General features: G+C 72.1%; 20 protein-coding genes. 19 read left to right on the top strand and 1 reads right to left on the bottom strand.

Annotated features, from left to right (window positions below; translation table 11 throughout):
- Positions 1-152: 152 nt before the first annotated feature.
- The 18 genes from ACFYZA_RS40030 (at position 153) to ACFYZA_RS39945 (ending at position 13,736) form a co-directional block, all read left to right on the top strand.
- Entirely contained in the window at positions 153-542 is a 390-nt protein-coding gene (locus ACFYZA_RS40030) for a hypothetical protein (protein WP_388495126.1), read from the top strand.
- Positions 543-695: 153 nt separating this feature from the next.
- Entirely contained in the window at positions 696-1,043 is a 348-nt protein-coding gene (locus tag ACFYZA_RS40025; protein ID WP_388495125.1) for a hypothetical protein, read from the top strand.
- A gap of 79 nt (positions 1,044-1,122) precedes the next feature.
- Positions 1,123-1,578: a hypothetical protein gene (locus tag ACFYZA_RS40020; protein WP_388495124.1), complete on the top strand. Its 456-nt coding sequence runs from the start codon at positions 1,123-1,125 to the stop codon at positions 1,576-1,578.
- A 199-nt stretch (positions 1,579-1,777) separates the two neighbouring features.
- Positions 1,778-2,302, top strand: coding sequence for a hypothetical protein (locus ACFYZA_RS40015; protein WP_388495123.1), 525 nt, complete (start codon positions 1,778-1,780; stop codon positions 2,300-2,302).
- Between the two features lie 223 nt (positions 2,303-2,525).
- Entirely contained in the window at positions 2,526-3,068 is a 543-nt protein-coding gene (locus tag ACFYZA_RS40010; protein ID WP_388495122.1) for a hypothetical protein, read from the top strand.
- 126 nt (positions 3,069-3,194) lie between these two features.
- The gene (locus ACFYZA_RS40005) at positions 3,195-3,365 is read left to right on the top strand and encodes a hypothetical protein (RefSeq protein WP_331720805.1); all 171 of its coding nucleotides are present in this window, start codon (positions 3,195-3,197) and stop codon (positions 3,363-3,365) included.
- A gap of 73 nt (positions 3,366-3,438) precedes the next feature.
- Entirely contained in the window at positions 3,439-4,026 is a 588-nt protein-coding gene (locus ACFYZA_RS40000; protein ID WP_388495121.1) for a hypothetical protein, read from the top strand.
- Positions 4,027-4,114: 88 nt separating this feature from the next.
- Positions 4,115-4,909 (top strand): hypothetical protein, encoded by a 795-nt coding sequence (locus tag ACFYZA_RS39995; RefSeq protein WP_388495120.1) that lies wholly within the window; start codon positions 4,115-4,117, stop codon positions 4,907-4,909.
- Between the two features lie 63 nt (positions 4,910-4,972).
- Positions 4,973-5,404: a hypothetical protein gene (locus ACFYZA_RS39990; protein WP_388495119.1), complete on the top strand. Its 432-nt coding sequence runs from the start codon at positions 4,973-4,975 to the stop codon at positions 5,402-5,404.
- A 207-nt stretch (positions 5,405-5,611) separates the two neighbouring features.
- Entirely contained in the window at positions 5,612-7,237 is a 1,626-nt protein-coding gene (locus ACFYZA_RS39985) for a DUF3560 domain-containing protein (protein ID WP_388495118.1), read from the top strand.
- 176 nt (positions 7,238-7,413) lie between these two features.
- On the top strand, positions 7,414-7,551 hold the full coding sequence (locus ACFYZA_RS39980) for a hypothetical protein (RefSeq protein ID WP_388495117.1): 138 nt from the start codon (positions 7,414-7,416) through the stop codon (positions 7,549-7,551).
- A 71-nt stretch (positions 7,552-7,622) separates the two neighbouring features.
- Positions 7,623-8,015 carry a hypothetical protein gene (locus ACFYZA_RS39975; protein WP_388495116.1) on the top strand — a complete coding sequence of 131 codons (393 nt, stop codon included), beginning with the start codon at positions 7,623-7,625 and terminating at the stop codon, positions 8,013-8,015.
- Between the two features lie 82 nt (positions 8,016-8,097).
- Positions 8,098-9,018, top strand: coding sequence for a hypothetical protein (locus ACFYZA_RS39970; RefSeq protein WP_388495115.1), 921 nt, complete (start codon positions 8,098-8,100; stop codon positions 9,016-9,018).
- Positions 9,019-9,090: 72 nt separating this feature from the next.
- Entirely contained in the window at positions 9,091-9,531 is a 441-nt protein-coding gene (locus tag ACFYZA_RS39965; protein ID WP_365862364.1) for a DUF6197 family protein, read from the top strand.
- 80 nt (positions 9,532-9,611) lie between these two features.
- Positions 9,612-10,670 carry a DUF6884 domain-containing protein gene (locus tag ACFYZA_RS39960; RefSeq protein ID WP_388495114.1) on the top strand — a complete coding sequence of 353 codons (1,059 nt, stop codon included), beginning with the start codon at positions 9,612-9,614 and terminating at the stop codon, positions 10,668-10,670.
- Positions 10,671-10,865: 195 nt separating this feature from the next.
- A complete protein-coding gene (locus ACFYZA_RS39955; protein ID WP_388495113.1) occupies positions 10,866-12,146 on the top strand; it encodes a hypothetical protein in 1,281 nt (426 codons plus the stop codon).
- A 118-nt stretch (positions 12,147-12,264) separates the two neighbouring features.
- Positions 12,265-13,071 carry a hypothetical protein gene (locus ACFYZA_RS39950; protein ID WP_388495112.1) on the top strand — a complete coding sequence of 269 codons (807 nt, stop codon included), beginning with the start codon at positions 12,265-12,267 and terminating at the stop codon, positions 13,069-13,071.
- Between the two features lie 65 nt (positions 13,072-13,136).
- Positions 13,137-13,736, top strand: a complete 600-nt coding sequence (locus ACFYZA_RS39945) for an HNH endonuclease (RefSeq protein WP_388495111.1) — start codon at positions 13,137-13,139, stop codon at positions 13,734-13,736.
- Positions 13,737-13,818: 82 nt separating this feature from the next.
- Here ACFYZA_RS39945 and ACFYZA_RS39940 read toward each other — a convergent pair whose 3' ends face one another.
- Positions 13,819-14,412, bottom strand: a complete 594-nt coding sequence (locus tag ACFYZA_RS39940; RefSeq protein ID WP_388495110.1) for a hypothetical protein — start codon at positions 14,410-14,412, stop codon at positions 13,819-13,821.
- An 868-nt stretch (positions 14,413-15,280) separates the two neighbouring features.
- Between ACFYZA_RS39940 and mobF the strand changes: the two genes are divergently transcribed.
- Positions 15,281-20,908 carry a MobF family relaxase gene (gene mobF / locus ACFYZA_RS39935; RefSeq protein WP_388495109.1) on the top strand — a complete coding sequence of 1,876 codons (5,628 nt, stop codon included), beginning with the start codon at positions 15,281-15,283 and terminating at the stop codon, positions 20,906-20,908.
- Positions 20,909-21,046 lie beyond the last annotated feature (138 nt).

Below are 21,046 nucleotides of genomic sequence, written 5' to 3'. Positions count from 1 at the left end.
AGATCATGGAACTTCCGGGAAAAACCCTGGTCAGACCCCCTTTTCCGCTAGGTGATCCGGCCCAACACTGGTAATATTGAGCTTGTTGGAAGGGGGTGGCACCCCGGACAACGAGAACCCCTCGAAACCCGCACCACACGGAGGCAGGCAACATGACCGCGACCGCGACCCGCGCCCCCCAGCTCTTCACCTGCACGTGCAGCGCGAAGCCGGAGCCGCACCTGGCCTCCGTCCAGCGCATCCTCGTCGCGGGGGTCCCGGAGGTTGACCCGCAGTTGGTGCGCCGGGCCCTTGAGGATGTTCGTTACGACCTCTCGCTGTTCTACGGCCCCGACGTGTTCATGGTCGTCACGTTCCAGGGGGAGGGGACCGGAACGGTCGCCGCCGCCCGAGCCTGGGCCGCCGCGAACGGCATTGCCGAGGAGCCGTGCGGCGAGGAGATGGTCAGCGCGAACCTGATCTTCACCGACCCGGCCGACCGCCCCGCGTGGGGTGAGCGTCGCCCGGTCGACCGGCCGACTTTCTTCTACGACGCGGCCTGAAGAGGCGCGGGGCGGGGGGCCTGAAAATACCTGGTCAGGCCCCCTTTCCCCCTTCCAAATCTGGCCCAACACTGGTAATATTGAGCTTGTTGGAAGGGGGTGGCACCCCGACCGACACCACCACTCGAAACCCGGCAACCGCAGGAGGACGCCATGTCCCGCACCGACCACCACCGCCGCCCCCGCCCGGTCCGCAAGGGCAACCCCACCCGCGTACTCGGGGTCAACGACCAGGCTGCCGCCCGCGCCGGAATCCTGACGACGGCCGTACGGCTCGACGACGGGAACCCGCAGTACAGCCGGAGCGGGAGCGTATGGGCGACCAAGCCCGGCACGCGGAAGGCGTACCAGACCGCCGCCCACCGGGCGGACCGCGCCGCCGTTCGCGCGGCACTGTCCACCGCCGCGTACCGCCGCGACCCGGCCCGCCTCCAGGCCCTCCGTATGGAGCGCGCCCTTACCCCGGTCACGCGCCGCCGCGTGACCTGGGACATGAGCTGACACCCCCGGCCGGGGCGGCGGTTGGCACCGCCGCCCCGGCCCCTCGAAACCCGCCCCGTTCGGCCAGAGAGAGGCCCCGATGACCACCGCGACCGTCACCCCCGCCATCCACGTCCGCGCAGTCGCCACGACGCCGCTGTACGGGGCCACCTGCGACCGGTGCCCCTCATGGGCCGGGAAGGTCACGGACGACCGCGACGCCCACATGTGGGACGTACGGATGCACGCGGCGAAGCACCCCGACCCGAACGCCGGAGCCCCATGGACGCCCGGCAGCGTCGCACCCCAGCCCGCGACGCGCGGCCACGAGATCGGAGAGGTGCCGATCTACCGCGTGATCTGCGACGAGTGCCCGCGATACGCGGGAGGCGGAGGCACCGACCGCGACCGGGTGACCGCGTACGCCGAGCTGCACCGGAACGTGCACACGGCCTACCAGCGGATGCGCGCCGAGTCCTTCAGCTCCCAGGCCATTGCCGCCCACCGGGCCGCCGTCCAGGCCGACCCCGGCCGATGGGCCCACCGCACGTGGTGAGCGTGGCGGCCGCCGCCGAGCGGTAAGCGGCGGCGGCCGCGCCGACCACTCCCCGATCGACCCCGCCGCGCGCCCGTCCGTCCGCCAACCGGCCGCCGGGCGACGGCCGCACGTCTTCAGCGCCACCCGGTGCGCATCCCGCACTCCGGTACCTCCCGGGCCGCGCCCGCAGACCACCCTCTCCACGACAAGGAAGCCGATGAACACCACCATGCCCGAAGCCAGTTCCACCAGCCTGCGCATGGCCGTCGAGGCCGCCCGAGCGGCCGCCAAGGCCGCCGCGCACACCGCCGGTCTGATCCTGATCGAGGCGGACGGCGGCCGGGGACGCATCCACGACGGCTCGCACGAGCTGCACGGTGATACCTGGTGCGTGGTCCGGTCCACGCACTTCACCGCGCACATCCTGTCCGAGTCGCACGGCGACCGCGCGCACGTCACGCTGACCGGCATCACCCCGGCCGCCTACGAGCAGATGCGGACATGGGCCGAGGACCGCGACGAGTGCCGCCACGATCACGGCTGCGTCTGCCTTGACGACCCGTGGCCCACGCTCGCCTTCCTCTCCGAGACCACCGAGGAATGCCGGATCGACTACCGCCGCGCCGACGAGGACGAACGCGGCAGTGCCCGCCTGGCGTTCAACCGCATCACCGTCACGCTCTTCGATGAGCCGGTGACCGTGGTGGACACCCTGCTCCGCATCGCCCGCGCGGCCGCCTGACGCGCGGCAACCGCAGCGCCCCACCCCCGGGGCGCTGCGGCCCGCTCCGGACTGACCATCGCGGAGCGCGACCGCGCCGACAGGCCCCAGGCCCCGGCGCGGTCGCGCCCCACGGTGGTCACTGACCCCCACGGGCGACGGACCGTCGCCCGTGGCCGGCACCGTGCGCCGCCACGTCCCAGCACCACCTACAGGTGGTGCCCCACCCTGCGAGAGGAACCCCATGACCGACCTGACCAAGCTGCCCCACACCGGACTTCGCGTCCCCCACGACCGCTACACCCTCGCAGACCTCCAGCAGATGACGACGCGCTGCGGCATCGCCTACAACGCCACCGTCCACGAGGGGGAGCGCTGCGTGGGCGTCATCGAGAACCAGGGCAACGGCGGGGGCACCTGGTTCTTCCCGGCCACCGCCGCCGACCACCGGGCCGTCCACGAGTTCGCCGCCGCCTGCCGCATGGACGGCGAACCGCTGTCCGAGGAGGAGGTACTGGACCACCTCATCACCGAGCACGAGACCGCCCAGGAAGTCGCGAAGTGCGCGCGGCGTCGCGCAAGCCTGCTCCGCGGATACGAGGAGGACGGGTTGCCCGCCGTCACCATCGCCATCGGCACCCCGCCGGTCTGGCTCGACCGCGCCGACTCCCCGTTCCTGCCCCGGCTCGCCCGCGACCTGAAGGCCAGCGACCCCGACGTAGCAGTCTGGGAGTTCTGGACCGGCGACCAGTGGAAGCCGCTCAACCTCCCTGCCGCCACCGACTGAAAACCCCTGCTCAGGGCCCCCTTTTTGCTAGGCGATCAGGTCCAAGGCTGGTAATATTGAGCTTGTTGGAAGGGGGTGGCACCCCGGCCAACACCACCACTCGAAACCCGAACCGGAAGGCGCCTGATGCCTGCATACATCGACGACCTCGAAGAGCCCTGCGACGACTGCGGCGCGGACGAGGGGGAGCCCTGCGACCCCGAGTGCGAGCACTACGACGAGGAGCTCCACGGCGGGTACACCCGCGAGATCGAAGCCCCCTCGCAGTACGAGGAGCCCGTCCCGCCCGGCTGGTAGAAGACGGCCCCCGCCGGGGCGGCGGATGGCACCGCCGCCCCGGCTCCCTCGAAACCCACACCCCGGAGGAACCGTGAAGTTCACGCTGGTCCACATCTTCCCCAACGGCACCGAGCGGCCCGTATCCGTGCCGATGCCCACGGTCGGCAAGGCCGCAGCCCTGGCCGCCCAGTCGCTCCTCGACAACCGGCGCGCGACCAAGGGCGAAGCGCAGTCGTTCGCGGACTACTTGGCGACCCACATGCACGTCGGCACGACCCTGACGCACTGGCCGTCCCGGTACGCCGCCCGCGTCGAGTGCGCCGAGACGATCGCGGAGCCCGATCCGAGCGCGCTGCGCATCACCAAGCCCAAGAAGCGCACTTACCTCGGGGTCGAGGCGGAGACCTGGGAAGTCCGCACTGGCGGCCCTCTCTCCCTCCGGACGATCTACCTGCGGTGGACCGCTGACGATCGGCACTGGGTCACCGAAGACCCGGTCATGCTCGAAAACGGGAGCTTCTTCACCGGCGGCGGCCCGCAGCCGCACCAGGCCGGTGACCTCTCCGCCTGGACCATGCGAGGAGACGGCCGCAGGGGTTCCGCCTGCCACATCCTCGTTCCGGATCGACAGCTTCCCCAGGACGCCCCCACGGACCGGCTCCTTCTGCCCGCCACCTGACCGAAGTCCGGTCCGCCCCGCCGGGGCGGCGGTTGGCACCGCCGCCCCGGCCCCGCTCGAAACCCACGCCCGACGAGAGGAACACTCCTTGACCACGACCACCACCCCCGCCGCGAAGCGCTACGAGCTCGGCACGCGCGACGCCAGCGGCCGCTACCCCGTCACCGTCGACGGCCGCCCCGCCGGTGACATCCACCGCTTCCACGGCGAGTGGTACGCCCGCCCCCAGGGCCATGCCGAGGAGAGCCGCCACGGCGACAAGGACGCCGCCGCCCAGCACCTGGTCGACCTGGTCGACTCCGGCGCCACCGACCCCGCGGCCGTCCCTGTCGAGGCCCCGGCCGCCGCAGCACAGGGCATCGTCCCGTGGCTGTCCCCGCGCCTGAAGCCGACCCGGCGCAACATCCTGAGCGCGGGCATCGCGCTCGCCCGCGTCGCCGAACTCGCCTGGCTCCCGGAGGACGAGGAGGGCAACACCACCGGCTACCCGGGGTCTGACAACCCGTGGATGCTGAAGTGCTGCCTGTCGGGCCACTACGTCATCCGCTGGTGGTCGCACCTGCGCGGTCGCAACGGCGACAACACCCCCCGGCCGGTGTGGAGGCACGAGGGGTGCATCCCCTTCGAGGACCAGGCCGGAAAGGTCGCCGCCCTGGTGGGTGAGCCTCCCACCAGCTGCCCCTGCCAGGAGATCACCCACCCGACCACGGCCGAGGACGTCGAGAAGCAGCTGGAGCGCGCCGAGCGCGCCCGCAAGGCCGACGACATTGAGACCCTGCGGCCGCTGCTGACGCAGCTGCTCGGACCCTGCCCCGCCAGCAGCGCCCGCGCCGAGTCCATGAAGACCTTCCTGCCCAAGCCCAAGCCCAAGTCCAAGAACTGACCGACCCCGACCAGGTGGGGCGGCGGCGCGGCCGCCGCCCCACCGCCAACGGAGAGGAGCGCGATGCCGCGCGTCACCCGCCAGCACACCGTCGCCCACCACCTGGTCCAGGGCGGCCTTATCGACCTGAAGCTCACCGAGGCCGCGCAGAAGAAGGACCGCCCCGGCCTCTACCGCGAGGACGGGTTTTCCGTCCGCAGCTACCACGCGCCGGACGGCACCCTGCTCACGGTGGCCGGCGCCTACGGGCCGGACTGGGTCATGACCCGGGCCGAGATCCGCAATCGGCTCCAACAGCCCTACATCCGGTACACCGTCACCGACGACGCCCCCGGCCTGGCCGACCACGAGCAGCTCGTCCGCTGGGCCACCGGCGAGGAACTCCAGGCCCGCAGGCGGGCCGCGGCCGCACGCCAGGCCCCGCTCGTCGCCCAACTGCGCCGCCAGCAGAGCGAACAGGACGCCCAGGACGCCGGACAGTCGGCCCTGTTCTGACCCACCCCGGACCGGGCCCGCGCCACCGGCGCGGGCCCGACGGCGGGACTGCGCTCCCGAGCAACGGCCACAGCTAAAACCCCTGCTCAAGGGCCCCAATCTGCTAGGTGATCAGGCTCAATGCTGGTAATATTGAGCTTGTTGGAAGGGGATGGCACCCCGACCAACGCCACCACTCGAAACCCGTACGAACGAAAGGCATTACCCGTGACCGAAACCCCTGCGAAGGGCGTCATCACCATCTCCCACACCCGCGCCGGCGGGACCCTTGTCGAGGGCAGCCAGAAGGGGGACGGCGTGTTCGAGCTCATCCGCCCGCACGGCTTCCGCTTCTTCCGCTCCCTGGGGCAGCTCGGCGTCCAGCAGTCCCGCGACAAGGCCGCCCAACGGTGGAAGATCAACGGAGCCGCCGCCGCGCTGCGCGAGGCCGGGTGGACGGTCGAGATCGAGATCGACGAGGACACGCGCCGTTCCTTCCGCGATGCCGAAGAGGAGCGGTACGAGCGGGCCGAGGACCGCACCGACCGATTCGGCCAGTACGCCGACAACGCCGCGGGCCGGTCCGAGGCCGCATGGAAGCGCGGCCGCGAGATCGCCGACGGCATCCCCTTCGGCCAGCCCATCCTCGTCGGCCACCACTCCGAAGGCCGCGCCCGCCGCGACCAGAAGCGCATCGACGACGCCATGCGGACGCACATCGACGAGGGAGAGCGCGCCGGACACTGGGCGGCCCGCGAGAAGGCCGCCGCCGCCTACAAGGCGTTCCGCACCAATCCCGGCGTCACCCTGCGCCGCATCCAGAAGCTGGAGGCCGACGCCCGGCGCGTCGAGAAGTGGCTGGCCGGGGAGTCCGCCGGTGGCTACCACCGTTCGGACACCGAGGAGCTCACCCGCCGCAAGGCGGAGCTCGCGGAGGAGCTGGCCTACTGGCGCGAGGTCATCGCCGACGCCGAGCGGCGCGGGTTCAAGGTGTGGGGCCCCGCCGACTTCGCGAAGGGGGATTTCGTGAACCGCGGCGGCACCTGGTATCAGGTGCTGCGGGTGAACAAGAAGACGCTTTCGATCCCGCACATCTTCGGCGGGGTGGGCGTCCCCGTCGTACGGACGGACCCCAACGAGAAGACGCGCGGGGGGTACACCATCCCCTACGACAGCGTGCAGGGGTGGGCGTCCGCCGAGGACATCGCCCGGCTTGAGGCCACCGAGCCGGAGCCCGAGGAGGAGCGCACGGAGTGCCCGCACTGCGTGCGGGTCGCCAACGGGCAGAAGCGGTTCAGCTCCGCACGCGGCATGTGCACCGTGTGCGGCTACGCCAAGCCGCAGAACTTCAAGCAGGCGCCCGCCCCCGCGCCGGAACTCGCCGAGCACCAGGAGCAGGCCGAGCAGGCCCCGGCCGTCGACGAGCAGACACCGGCCGCCGAGACGTGCCCCATGTGCCACTCCACCCAGTGGCACCCGAAGGCGCGCATCTGCTCCCACTGCCACCACAACCCGAGGGCGACGCCGACCCCCGCGCCGGCCCCCGCCGCGGATGCGGGGGACTGGCAGGAGGGCATGGCCATGGTGTTCATCGTCTCGAAGAACACCCGCCGGGCCCGGAAGCGTGCCCTGTGGGCGATGACCCGGCGAGAGGCGCAAGCCGTGTGCGGCGACTCCCGTACGTCGGGCCGCTCGTACATGCTCACCTGGTCCGACCGCCCCGGCGACGAGGGGGCCGACTGGGAATGGGTGCCGGACAACGGGAGCCTTGACCCGGTCCTCGAAGACCTGGGCATCACCCCGCGCCGCGAGTGGACCGCCGCCCGGGAGGCCGTGGCCACCGCCACGGCGTAGCCGGTACAGCCGGGGCCCGGCCGCCGAGACCGGCGGCCGGGCCCCGGCAAATCCGTGCAGACCGGCGCCCCCCGCTCTTGGGGATCAGGGTTAAAGCTGGTATTGTTGAGCTTGTTGGAAGGGGGTGGCACCCCGACCGGCACCACCACTCGAAACCCGTCACCGGAGGCATATCCGTGAGCACCTCAGCCGAGCAGAAGACCGCACGCCCCGCCGGCATCGCCCAGCGCTTCGCCGATGTCGTGATCAACCTGGTCCGCTTCCTCGGCCCCGACCCGGCCGCCATCGTCCGCAAGGACCGCCCGCAGAACTGACCCGCTCACCCCGGGGGCGGCGGATGGCACCGCCGCCCCCGGCCTCGCCCCCCAACGAACTGGAGAACCTCATGGGCCGACCCGTCCCGCACCGCGCCGTACTCAACATCTTCCATCTGCTCCGCCGAGTCGAGCCCACCGCCGCCGTTGTCGGCACCAGAGAGGTGGCCCGCATCGGCGGGCTGGTCTTCACCCTCTCGCTGGCGCCCTCGATCTGGCACGACCGGTTCCAGGGCCTGCGCCTCACCGCCATCAGCCCCACCGCGGGCGAACTCGCCACGACCCTGCTGTCCTTCGAGGACTACAAGGTCACCACCGGCACCGGCGCCTCACGGCGCCGCCTGAGCCTCCTGGACGAGCACACCGCGAGCGACCTCATCAACGGGGTCTCCACGGACGCCCTGGAGGAGGCCGTCGCCGCCTTCACCGCAACATTCGCGGCACCCGCACCCAGCGTGAACTGAACCGCCCCGGCCGGGGCGGCGGTTGGCACCGCTGCCCCGGCCCCTCTCGAAACCCGACCCCGAACGAGGAGGACCCCACCCCATGACCCGCCCCGCTCCGTACACCTTCGAGCCCACCCACCTGACCCAGGCCGTGGACGAGGCCCGCGACCGCGTCCACCGCGCCGAGGCGCGTATGGCCCGCGTCGCCTGCGCGCTCATCGCCGCATCGGTCCGCGACATCCTCACCGACTACGACCCCGACCCCGCCGCACCGTTCGACGCCGTGACCTTCCGGCTCACGGTGAACCAGCACCAGCGGGTGATCACCGATGGCACCTACTGGACGGCGTCCGGCGAGGAACGCCGCATCACCGACACCTTCGACCTCTTCGGCCTGGCCGAGTGGACCACCGAACTCGACCACTACAACCGCGCCGTGTGGGAGCCCCTGTGCCAGCACGAGGACAAGGAAGGCGACCTGACCCACTACCGGCTCGACCTCGCCCAGGCCGCCGTCCTCCCCGCCGAGATCCAGAACAGCGCCCGGGTCGCCGAGATCCGCGACCGGCTGGCCGCGTCGACCCGCGGGCCCTGGGCCAGCGAGGAGTTCGTCTACAACCGCAACGGCGGACTCGTCAGCGCCGGTGACCCCGACGCCGTGCACACCGACTTCGTTGTCACGGACGCCGACGACATCCGGGTGGCCGAGATCGCCGTCAACCACGACGGACCCGGAGACACGGAGACCCCCGAGGAGGACATCGCCGCCACCCGGGCCAACGCCGACCTGATCGCCCGCGCCCCCGAGGACCTGGCGTTCCTCGTCGCCTACCTGGCCCACGTCTGCGGAGGCGAGGACGCCGAGGCCGCCCACCTGCGCGGGTACTGCGGCCACTGCGGCAGCGCCCTCTACACCTCCGCCCTGGAGCAGACCCCGGCCCCGCTGGACAGCACCGAGTGCCTGAGCCGACGCCTCCCGGGCGGCCGCACCCTCCAGCTCCAGCACGTCCTGCGCACCTGACCCACAACGGGGGCGGCGGTTGGCACCGCCGCCCCCGGCCCGCTCGAAACCCCGACCGCACGAGGAGGAACCGTGCCCGGCATCCGCTACGCGCCCGACAGCGTCCTGATCCCCACCACCCCCGGGGCCCTCCTGGAGTGGGCCGCCGCGCACATCGCGCGCGTCGGGATCTACCAGTCCCGTCACAGCCTGTTCTCCGGCCCCGGCCGCCTCATCAACCGGCGGTGCTCCGTCGGCGGCGCCGTCGACATCGCCGCCGGCCGCGACCGCATGACCCCTGACCGCACGTACGACATGGACGCCATCGCCGCCGTCCTCGAAGAGGCGTACCGCGTCCTGGCCGACCACCTGCACGGCGCCCCCGTCCAGGTCCCCGACGGCGCCGATCCGAAGCAGTGGCGCCGGGGGGTCGTCCACTTGTGGAGCCTGGCCCCCGGCCGCACCGCCCAGGAAGCCGCCGCCGCGCTCCGCGAAGCGGCCGAGCTCGCCGACGTCGCGCACCGTCTCTTCTGAAGACCCCTGCCCGGGGTGGCGGATGGCACCGCCGCCCCGGGCCGCTCGAAACCCGCACCCACCAGGAGGAGAACCCGACCGTGCACACCAGCACCGCGCCCGCCCCGAAGTCGGCGGAGGAGACCCACACCGTTCGCTGCCCCTGCTGCGGGCTGCCCAAGCCCACCGTCTCCGGCGCCGTCATCGACCACCGCCCCACCCGCACCGCCACCGATGACTGCCCCGGCAGCGGCGCCCGTGCCTGGGGGCTGACTCTCGGAGCCCTCCAGTCGAAGGCCCAAGCCGACGCGCACCGACCGCCGGCCCCGACGGAGCCCGAAGCCCTCGACCCGGAGGACTTCGCCGTCCGCACCATCGCCGCCATCTACGCGTCGTGCGACCAGCAGCTCAGCCTCTTCGACCGTACCGACGCCGTCCGGCCCGCGGACCGCCCCGAGCGTCGAGCCCGGCGGCGCCGCCGCACTCCCGCGGAGGCCCTGGGCACGGATGCCAAGTGGGTGGTCGTGCACTTCCGGCCGGGCTCCAACCTGTTCGCGATCCCCGACGACCTGCTGCCCCAGTCCACTCCCGAGCAGCTGGTCGCCGCGGAGGAGGAGGGCGCCGTCCACTTCGACCTCACCCAGCCCCGCACCGACGTCCGCGAGGTCCTCGCGCCGCCCGCCGTCGGCCGCCCCGTGGTGGTCATCCCGTGCAGCGCCGGAAAGAGGCCGCTGCCCGAGGGCGTCGAGAAACTCCCCGCCGCCCAGCTCTACACCGGCCCGTATTTCACGAAGTGCCTCGCGGCCGCCCAGGCAATCCCTGGCGGAAGGGTCGTCATCATCAGCGCCGAGTACGGGCTGATCACCCCGGACACCCCGATCCGCCCGTACGAGAAGCGGCTGGACCCGCGGGCCGTCGACCATGTCAGGCACCGCGCCCAGGCGGCCGCGATGGGCCGGGCCCTGCTGCACGCGCCCGAGGTCATCGCGCTCGCCGGCAAGGACTACGCCGACGCCGCGGCGGCCGTCTGGCCTCACCTTGTACGCCCGCTTGCCGGGGCCGGGATCGGCACCCAGCTCCAGCGGCTCACCCGTATCGCCGCGTCCCGCGACCCGCGGGCCGCCGCCCTGGCCTACGCCGCTCAGGCCGCCGGGCGGTAACCGGCGGCCGCGCCGACACCTGCCAGGTCGCTCCCCGCCGCGCGCCTGCCCGACGGGGAGCGCGCCGCCGGCGACGGCCGCACCCGAAGTCCCTCCCCCCGGCGCGCAGCAATCCCTCCCCGCGCCGCCGTCCGCCAGCCGAGCAAGGGGTGGCCCACACGACGACCCGAACACTTCAACGACAAGGACTGATCGATGACCGAGACCCAGGCGGGGGAGCCGACCCCGCAGACCTGCCTTCGAGTGGCTCGCGAGGCCGCTGAACTCGCAGTTGCTGCGGCCGACGAGGCGATGAACGCCGTGTGCCGCAGCCGCTCCGGCAATGCCGCCCGCCTGGAGCAGGTCATGCACGCGGCACACCGAGAGGCCACCGAGGCCGAGGGATACGCCGCGCGGGCACAGCAGTGGGCGGCCGATCCGGAGATGCCGGACAGCGCGCTGAACTACTGCGCACGCGGCGCCGTCGACCACGCCGTACAAGCCCAGGCCGCGGCCGGGGTCGAGGTGACGGCCGCCGCACTGCGGACCGAGCTGGAGCGCAAGCTCACGCCCCAGGAGCACGCCGAGCGGGAGAGCCAGCGGCGCCGCGAGGAGGCGGAGCGGGAGGCTGCCGAGCGGGCCGCCACCGGCATGGACAGCGACAACCGCCACCTGGTCGCGATGAACGTCTACCTCGCCGAGGGCATCGTGCCCGCGCTCGGTTGGACTGGCGGGCACATGCGGGTGCTGGAGGCTGCGGAGACCGGCCGCCTGTACTGGCTCAACGGGCAGGCCCGCAAGGCTGCCGAGCACGGTGTGTGGAGCGGCGGGCGCCGGATCAGCCGGGAGCGGACGCAGGACCTGCGCGCCGCCGGATTCCTGGTCGCCGCCGACGCGGCCGACGGCGCGAGCGTGCTCGCGCTCACCCCGATGGGCCAGGTCGCGCTGGAGCTCGCACGGCTGTATCCGGCGGGCCTGCACGAGAGCGACCGGGCGGCGTACGAGGCCCGCTACGCCCGTGTCGCGAAGCGGTACAAGCGCATGGACGACAAGAAGGCTGCCGCCCGTCGCCTTCCCGCCCTGGGCGGCGGCACGGTGCGCCGCTACCGGCGCCCGGTGACGCTCGTCGAGCAGGAGGCCCGCGCGGCGCGCGAAGCCGCCGAGCAGTGGGAGGACGAGGGCGGCTACTGCCCCGGCGTCGAGACGCCCCGCCCGACAGCCGGCGCCGACACGGCGCCCGCCCGCGCAGTCGCGGTCACCGCGAACCTGCCCGAGGAGGAACCGCGGGACCAGGTCCTGCGGTGGTCGTTCGCACAGGACGCCGACCGCAAGCCGCAGGCACACAACGCTGCCGGAGTGATCTCGCCAGGGTGGGACGCAGTCACCTCAGCGCAGCCCCGTTCCAGAGGCCGTCAGCGGACCAGAGTGACAGCAGGCGCCGCCCCTCGACGTCCTCGCGGAGCGAGTGCCGGCTGGGGGCAAGAGACCTTGTTCTGAGTTCCGACTTCCCACGCATGGCCCAAGTACGGTATTTTTTTCAATGTTGGCTAGGGTGGCACCTGGCCGGCACCACCTGCTGCACCTCGAAGCCCTTACCTACAGGAGCACCACACTCATGATTCCCCACGGCGTCACCCCTGCCGACGACCAGATCGCGGCCGACATCTTCGGCGTCAGCGTCGGCTACTGGCAGGACACCAAGCACTGGGAGGAGATCCGCGGCCTGAAGCTCCTCAACCGCGAGGGCAGCCGCCGGCGCCTCTACTCCAAGGAGCAGCTGCTGGCCGCGCGCGCGGAGGAGGAGCGGGCCAAGGCCGTCAACGAGCAGCCGCGGTACGACCTCCCCCCGGTGCCGGCCGAGGAGCACCCCGGCGACCTGCTCGACCTGGAGGAGTCCCTCTACGCCCTCCCCGAGGACAAGCGCGTCACCCTGTCCACGTGGAAGGGCTACCGGTACGGCACCAAGACGCGTCTTCCTGACCCCGACTTCAACCTCGGTGGCAAGGAGGTGGACGGCGAGGTCGTCGGCGGAGAGGACTTCTGGCGCCGGCAGACCATCCTTGACTGGGCTGCCGACCGCCGCGGCCGCGGCAACCCCAAGGGACGTCCGGCTGGCCGGAAGGAATCGCAGTCCCGTCCGCCGAACCCGCAGGCCGAGGAGCGCAAGGAGCGGGCCCGCCAGCTGCTGGTCCAGCACCCCACCACCCTCACCGCGAAGATGCTGGGCGAGGACCTCGGAGTACACCCGGTCCACGCCGAGCGACTCCTGCGGGCGGCTCGTCTGGACAAGGTCATCAGTCTGCTGAAGGACCAGCCCGACCTGACCGCCGAGGACGTCCAGCGGGAGATCGGTCTGCACGTCACCTCGCACGCTCGCAAGCTGCTCGACGAGGCCCGCCAGGCCGGCACCGACGCGCAGTGAACCCCGCTCGTCCAGCCCTGGCAGGATGAAGATCGCCGGAGCGGGATGAGCGGGGGAGCGGCAGCATGGGCAGGGACACCGAGCGGGCACTGGACTACGTCGCCGAACGCAGCATCCTTGTGCCGCACGGGTGCCGACTGTGGACCAGGAGCCTCACCACGGACGGCTACGCGAAGGCCGTCGTCACCGAGGCCGGACGCGAACGGACCGTACGGGTGCACCGGTGGCTGATGGAGCAGGTCCACGGCCCGCTTCCTGTACGTGCGATCACCGCTCACAGCTGCAACGAATCGCTGTGCGTCCACATCGACCACCTGTCGAGCGCGACGCAGCGCACGAACATGAGACAGATGGCCGACCAGGGCCGTGCGGCTGGCCGGGCCCACCTCGGCTACGCGGACACCCGCGGCTCCCTGGGGCGGGCGCAGGCTCTCCAGGCCGCACTTCGCGAGGGGCTCGACCTGGACGCGCTGGCCGCCGCAATGCTGGAGGGCGAAGCACGTCCGCTCGTTCGCAAGGCGCTGGCCGGAGGGTATGACGCGGAGGCGTACCTTGCCGCCGTTCGTGCGTCCGACCCGAGTGCCGCGATGGTCCCGCTCTTCTCTGCGGACCACGGCGTCGCCGCTCCGGGTGTCGAGGACGACGGACAGATGTCGTTGTTCTGACCGCTCCGCCCGTGCAACGCGTAGGGCCCCGGCCCGGGATGGAAAGCCATCCCGGGCCGGGGCCCTACGCGTTGGTGCGCCCTCAGCCGGTCGACCCTGGCGGAAGGGTCGCGTCCTGAAGGTTTTCCGGTGAGCCTTCCTGAGCCGGCACCGCAGGCGATCCACCGGGAGGTGGGAAGTCGTACGACTCCGTCGGCGCGGCCGTCTCTGCCGCGGGGGCCGCAGCATCTGGCTCGTCGGCGGACGGGGCTGACGGAGCGGCCGCATCGTCCGTCGTCGCGGGGGCGGCAGCCGTCGCGGTGACGTCGGCGGCGGGATTCTCGGCGAGCGCCGCCACCGTCTGCTCGAACGACTTCTTCGCCGCCCGGACCTGACCCACCGACATGCCCAGCCGCTCGGAAGCCTCCTGGGCGGGAATCTCGGTGTCGAGCATCTCCACCACGAGCGCGTCGAGCTTCTGCCGCTTCTCGCCCAGCTGGCTGTTCCGCTCCTCACGGAGCTTGGCGACGCGACGCTCGGTCTCCTCGTCGAAGTCGTCGATCTCTTCCTGAATCAGGATCGCTGCCTCGGCGATGCGAAGGCGCTCGTCCTCCAGCTCCCGGAACCGCGCCGCCTTCTCCCGCGCGGCCTCCCTCGCCAGCACTGTCCTCGACCTGCGTTGCGGCTTCTGCGTCATGTGCTGCTGCACCTCCGTGTCGTGTGACTGCACGGCTCATTCTGCCTGCCGCGGTCCGCCTTCCCGCGGCCGCCCGCTCGGGCGCCCCCGCGTGGCGGAGCCGAAAGCCGATCCGGGGTGATGCGGCCGAAGGTGCACCCGCACCACTGGTGACGGGACAGGTGGATGCCGGGCCGTGAGCGCGGACGAGCCCTCACGGCACCGCACGTGCCCGTGCGCCGATCCTGGCGGAAGGGTGCACGCCGCGCCGCAGGCGCGAGGTGCGTTCTCGCGCCGGCCGCGCGAGGCGGTCCGGTGCAGCGGGCCGTGCAGCATCACCGCCCTTGACGAAGTGGGGCGGTGATGCGGGGGAGTGCACGCGCCGCCGCACCGGCTCCGCCGGTGCGGCGGCGCCGGGGTGCGGCGGGCGGGTGCACCGGTGACGCTGGAGGTACCGCATGTGAAGGAGCGCGGGCCGATGCGGAGCAACTGCACCGCGGCCGCACCGACATCGTCGGTGCGGCCGCATCCACCTGCACCGAGCGAGCGCATGGGTCCGCCCGCCGGTACTGCACGTACGACGCACCGCCGCGAGGCTCACGAGCGGCGAAGCGCTGCGGGAGCGATACGCCACGTCGTCTCGGCTCAGCACCTGACGCGTCCACAGGTGACGCCGCCGGTACGCCTTTCCACAGCCATGTCCGGAGGACCTGACTATGGAAAGCCGCCAGACGAAGTCTGTGACCGTCCTGCTCTTTCAGCACGTCGCCGTCCAGCCTCACCGTGATCGTCGCAAGCTCCTCCACGTCTCGTCTGGACGCGCAACGCGCTTCAAGATCATTACGGTCACACCTCTTGCATTATGAATGTCCCAGGTAAGATCCACCGCATGATGACCGTCCACAAGCTCAGCGCTGGGGACGGGTATGCCTACTACATCAGCGAGACCGTGAGCGCCGACCAGCAGCGCGAACGAGGTCAAGAGCTGGGCGATTACTACACCGCCAGCGGCAATCCGCCCGGCCTCTGGATGGGCTCCGGCATCGAGGCCCTGGGTGTCTCAGGCAACGTCAGCGAAGCGCAGATGAAGGCGCTTTACGGTGAGGGACTCCACCCGGATGCGGACCGCATCATCGCCGAGCGCATCGCCGCTGGAGACACTAGGAAGCAGGCGATGCGGGCCGCGAAGTTGGGCCGCAAGTACATGACGTTCGTCGAGAAGGACACCCCGTTCGGGCGCAAGCTCAACGAAGAACTGGAGACCTTCAAGCGGCTGCACCACCGGGAGCCGAACGCGAAGGAGCGGGCGGAGCTCCGGGGTAAGGCCGGGGCCGTGCACTTCCGTTCGGAGCACGGGCGCAGCCCTGCATCGAAGGAGGAACTGGGCCGGTTCATCAAGGAGCAGGAGGGCGGCAAGCAGCGCAATGCAGTCGCCGGATACGACCTGGTTTTCAGTGCACCGAAGTCCGTCAGCGTCCTGTGGGGACTCGGGGACGACGGCGTGCGCAAGCTGGTCGAGCAGGCCCACGTGCAGGCCCTCACTGAGACCCTGGAGTGGCTGGAGCAGAAGGCCGCCATGACCCGCACGGGCACCAACGGCATCGCCCAGGAGGACATCGCCGGCGGACTCATCGCGACCCGGTTCCGGCACTACAGCAACCGTCTCGGACAGGCCATGCTCCACGACCACCTCGTGGTCAGTAACAAGGTCCAGGGGCGTGACGGCAAGTGGCGAGCCCTGGACGGGCAACTGCTGTTCATGCAGGGCGTGGCCGCCAGCGAGCTCTATAACCAGCGCGTCGTCGAGGGCGTATGCGAGCGTCTCGGTCTGCGCGCCGAAGCCCGCGAGGTGACCCCCGGAAAGCGTCCAGTCATGGAGATTGCAGGCATCGGCCTGGACCTGATGGAAGCTCACTCCGGCCGGGCCATCTCCATCAAGGAGCGCACCGCCGAGCTGGTCGAGGAGTACCGCGAGCGGCATGGCTACGAGCCGTCGGCCAAGGCCCTGCTCGCCATCACACAGCAGGCAACGCTCGACACGCGACCGGACAAGGAAGCGGCCAAACCGCTGTCCGACCTCCGCGACGAATGGCGTCAGCAGGCCATCGAGGCGTTCGGCTCCACACGGATCGACGGCCTGCTCGAAACCGCCCGAGCGGCGGCCGCCCAGGCCCGGCCCAGTGCCGAAGCCGTGCCGCATCTCGACATCGACAAGGCCGCAAGGGAGGTCCTGGAAACCGTCTCCGACCACCGCAGCGTGTGGGGCCGCAGGCAGGTGCTCGCCGAGGCCCGACGGTGGGTTCTCCAGGCCACCACAGGCGCCACACCCGGCGGCGATCTGGCCGACCGGATCACGGACCGGGTCCTGGGAACCCAGAGCATCGACATCACCCCGCCGGACCTGAACCCGACGTTCGCACCCCTCACCCGGGACGACGGCAGCAGCATCTACCGGCGCCGCGAGAGCGAGCTCTACACGAGCGCCGCAGTCCTCGCGGCCGAGGACCGGATCGTTGCCGCTGCCCGCACACGCGTGATCCCCGCCGTGTCCAGCGAGGTGTACGCGGCGGTCGAGGCGGCCTACCAGGAAGCCAACCCGAACCGCCGCCTGGACGCCGGACAGCGCGCCCTCGCCCGGACCTTCGCGACGTCCGAGCGTCTCGTCGCAGCGGGCATCGGGCCCGCCGGCGCGGGCAAGACGACCGCCATGAAGGTGGCCGCCGACGCGGTACGCGCCAGCGGCGGCCGCGTCATCGGCATGGGCCCGTCGGCCCGCGCCGCCGCAGAGCTTTCCGCCGGTCTGGAGGCGCCCGCATTCGTGGTGCACGACTGGCTCGGTGCACGCGAGCGCGCCCAGGCGGGCAAGCGCATTGGACCCGAATACGCCCTCGGCTCCGGAGACGTCATCATCGTCGACGAGGCGGGCATGGCAGGCAGCAAGCGCCTGGCCGCCGTCATCGCGGAAGCCGAACGTGCGGGTGCGCTCGTGCGCCTGATCGGAGACCCCTTCCAACTCTCCGCCGTGGAGAGCGGCGGCGCCCTGCGCCTCCTGGCGAACACCACCGACGTGGTCGAGCTGGAGAGCGTGCACCGCTTCCGCACGCCCGGTGAAGCCGCCGCATCTCTGACCCTGCGCAACGGGGAGCCCGACACCGCTTGGACCTGGTACCTGGACAACAGCCGCGTCGTGGCCGGCACCCGGGAACAGATGGTCCACCAGATTTTCGCGGACTGGCAGGGCGATATCGAGGCCGGTCGAACCGCCCTGATGATGGCCGACGACAACGCCAGTGTCGCCGAGCTGAACGCGCTCGCCCAGGCATACCGGATGGGCGCCGGACAGCTCGACACGAGCCGCACCGTGGCCGTGCGCGAGGGCGTCGAGGCCCACCGCGGCGACCTGATCGTCACCAGGAAGAACGCCCGCACCAACCTGCTCAGGAGCGGGAAGGACTTCGTCAAGAACGGTGATCAGTGGATGATCACCAGGGTCCTGGACAACGGGGACGTCGAGGTCCGCCACACCGACCACGGCGGCCGCACCGTGCTGCCCGCCGACTACGTCGGCAAGTACGTTGAGCTGGGCTACGCGAGCACCGGCCACCGCGGCCAGGGCGCCACCGTCGACACCGGCAGCGGCCTCCTCACCCGCCGCACCGCCCGCGAGTCGGCGTACGTCCAGACCACCCGTGGGCGCCAGGAGAACCGCCTCTACGTGGTGCTCGATGAGGGCATGACGATGCGCGACGTGCTGGACACCATCGCCCGGAACTCGCAGGCATCGGTCTCCGCCACCGAGGCGATCCGGGCCGAGCAGGACCGCGCTTGGGGCATCGGCCAGCTGTCCGCCGAGTACACCGACGTGCACGCCCGCGCCCTGTCCCTCCGCTACCAGAGCATGGCCCGCAACGTCCTCGGATTCGGGGCCGAGTCGATCATTGCCGAAGACGCCTGGCCCGCCGTCGAGCGCGCGCTGCGCGACGCCGAGCGGGCCGGATTCGCGCCCGAACGCATCCTCTCCACTGCCTTCTACGAGCGGGATTTCGCGGACGCCGAGGACAACGCCGCCGTACTGAGTTGGCGCATCGACAACCACGTGGCGGAGGCCCGCGACACCCTGCGCCGCCTGGAGGAGCAGGGCCTTAGCCGCCCGCTGAAGGACCTCACCGACGCACAGCTGGACAGCCTCGCGGAGCGCGCCGGTGAACGCCGTACCCAGGCCCTGGACGAGCTGCGCCGCGCCGACGCCCGGGTGGACAGCCAGCCCCGGCCGGTCGTCGTCGACGGTCTCCCGGCCCCGGCCTGGCCCGGCCGGGAGCACGGTGATCTCACCCGCGCCCAGCTCTCTCAGGCCATCGCCCAGGCGCGACGGGACGGCCGGATGGCGGGCCGGGAAGGCGACCGGGAAGAAGCCCGCGCGGCCGCGCTCCGGCTCGGTGCACTGAAGGAGGAGCAGCGCCTTCGCTCCTCGATGGACTGGCGCGACCGTGCCCGCGAGGAGTGGCAGCGCGAGCCCGGCGTCGGCCATGCGCACACCGCCGGCCTGGACGGCGAAACCGTCGCTGCCGAGATGCGCGCCAACCTGCACGGCCAGGACGAGGCCCGCCAGAAGCTGGACCGTGCCGCAGTCGTCGACCAGCGCGTCCAGGCCGAACAGCGCCTGCGCCGACTCCTGCCCGACGGCCCCGCTCCGACCCCGGACAACACCGGGCCGCTGCCGGAGTGGCTGACCCCGCGCGAGGTCGAGCGCGACCAGCACACCCCCATGGCCTGGCTGGAGCACCTGGACGCCCGGCGCCAGGTCATCGACGCCCGCCTGGCGCAGACCGGCCAGGCCCTGGCCGCCGATCCGCCCGCCTGGGCCAAGGCCCTGGGGCCGGTCCCGTCTCCCGGCACCGAACTGCGCGAGCAGTGGGAGAGGACCGCCGCTCTCGCGGACGCGTGGAGGACTCAGCGTCAGCTGCGCGCCTCCGAGAACGGCATCGGCGGCCAGCCCGTCGGCGGCCGGGACGCGGACGCCTGGCAGGTCCTGCACGACCAGGTCGCCGAGGTCGGACGCCGGGCCCGCGCCACCGAGGCCGCCGCCCTCCGAGGTGAAGCGCTGGCCGAGACCTGGACCACCCCGGACGCCACGACCGACCGGGACACGAGCACTGCGCCCGCACCCGTCGCGGTCGCCGAGGAAAGCACCGAGCTGACGGAGACCGTCATGGAGGAAGGGGAAGACCTGGCCTTTGCGCCCGAGCCGGAGCAGGCCAGCCAGCCGGAAGTCGCGCCGGCCGTTGAGGACGAGCAGCTTGCCGAGGATTCCGTCGAGGCCCGCGAGGACGTCGAGGAGGCAGTGGTCGAGCCCGCTGTCGAGGACGAGCAGGTTGAGGTGGCCCGCGAGGACGAGCAGCTTGCCGAGGATTCCGTCGAGGCCCGCGAGGACGTCGAGGAGGCAGTGGTCGAGCCCGCCGTTGAGGACGAGCAGGTCGAGGCGGCTGCCGACGTCGAGCTGTCTGCGGGCGGCGAGCGGACCGAGGAGGTGGAGCCCGCCCAGCCCGAAGACACGCACACCGAGCCGCCCGCGCCGGCACTCGCTGTTCCCGAGGAGGAGCCGCAGCAGCTCGTCGCCGCGTCCGACGCGGAAGATATCCGCACCGACGACGACCAGGTGACCGCCGAGGACCCGCAGCCCAGGGATGAGGAGGACCGCGAGGAAGCCGCGCCGGCCGTTGCCACGTGGGAGACGCGGCCGTACGGCACCCTGTCCGACTCCGCGCTCTCCGACGCCCTGGCCCAGACCGTCGAGGCGGCGGAAGCCGCCCAGGAACAGGCCGCTGCCCAGGAGGCACGTGCCGCCGAGCTCCTCGCGGCCATCGCCCCCGGCGGCCCGGTGGAGCAGAACGTCAACGAGCGCGCCGAACGCGTCCAGGCCATCCAGGACCTGCGGGCGGCGGCGGGACGCCTGGAGCAGCTCAGCCGCCAGGCCGAGCAGCAGCGCGACGAGATCCGCCGCATCGAGGCCCGGCTGGAGGAGAAGAAGCTGGGCAGGAACGCGGTGCGCGGTACCGACCGACAGCAGATGGAGACGAGCCTGAGCCGTCTGCGTACGGCGGCCGAGGACACCAACACCGCGATCGAGAGCGCCCGGCGCCAGGAGGAGGACAGCCGCCGGACAGCGGGTAACCCGGCTGAGCACGACCGGGTCCTGACCGACTGGGAGAAGGCGGGCGGATCGCGGGAGGCCGTGCTGGAGCGGACCGCGGCCGCGCGTCAACGCCGCGCGGAGAACGCCCTAGCGGAGGCCGGTACGGCCCGGAACCGGGTGGGCCAGCTCGACGGCGCCGCCGCGCAGCTTCGGCAGGAGATGAACCTGCGCGACGCCCAGCCGTACGCGCAGCGCATCGCGGAGGACGCCCAGCGCCTCCAGGTGCAGCAGCAGGCCATGGCGGCCGAGCAGCAGCGTCAGCAGCAGGGACCGCAGATGCCCGGACCGGACCAGGGCCCGAGCCGCGGCACCCCGAAGGCATAAGCCGGACGTAGAGCGGCGGGCCCCCCCCCCGGGGGGGGGGGGGGCGGGGGGGGGGGGGGGCCCGGCGCCCGGGGGGGGGGGCGGCCCCCCCCCCCGCCCCCCCCCCCCCCACCCCCGCCCCCCCCCCCCCCGCCGGGG

It is taken from the genome of Streptomyces sp. NPDC001828 (genome assembly GCF_042892175.1).
Classification (GTDB): Bacteria; Actinomycetota; Actinomycetes; order Streptomycetales; family Streptomycetaceae; genus Streptomyces.
This window is presented reverse-complemented; position numbering and strand designations above follow the sequence as displayed.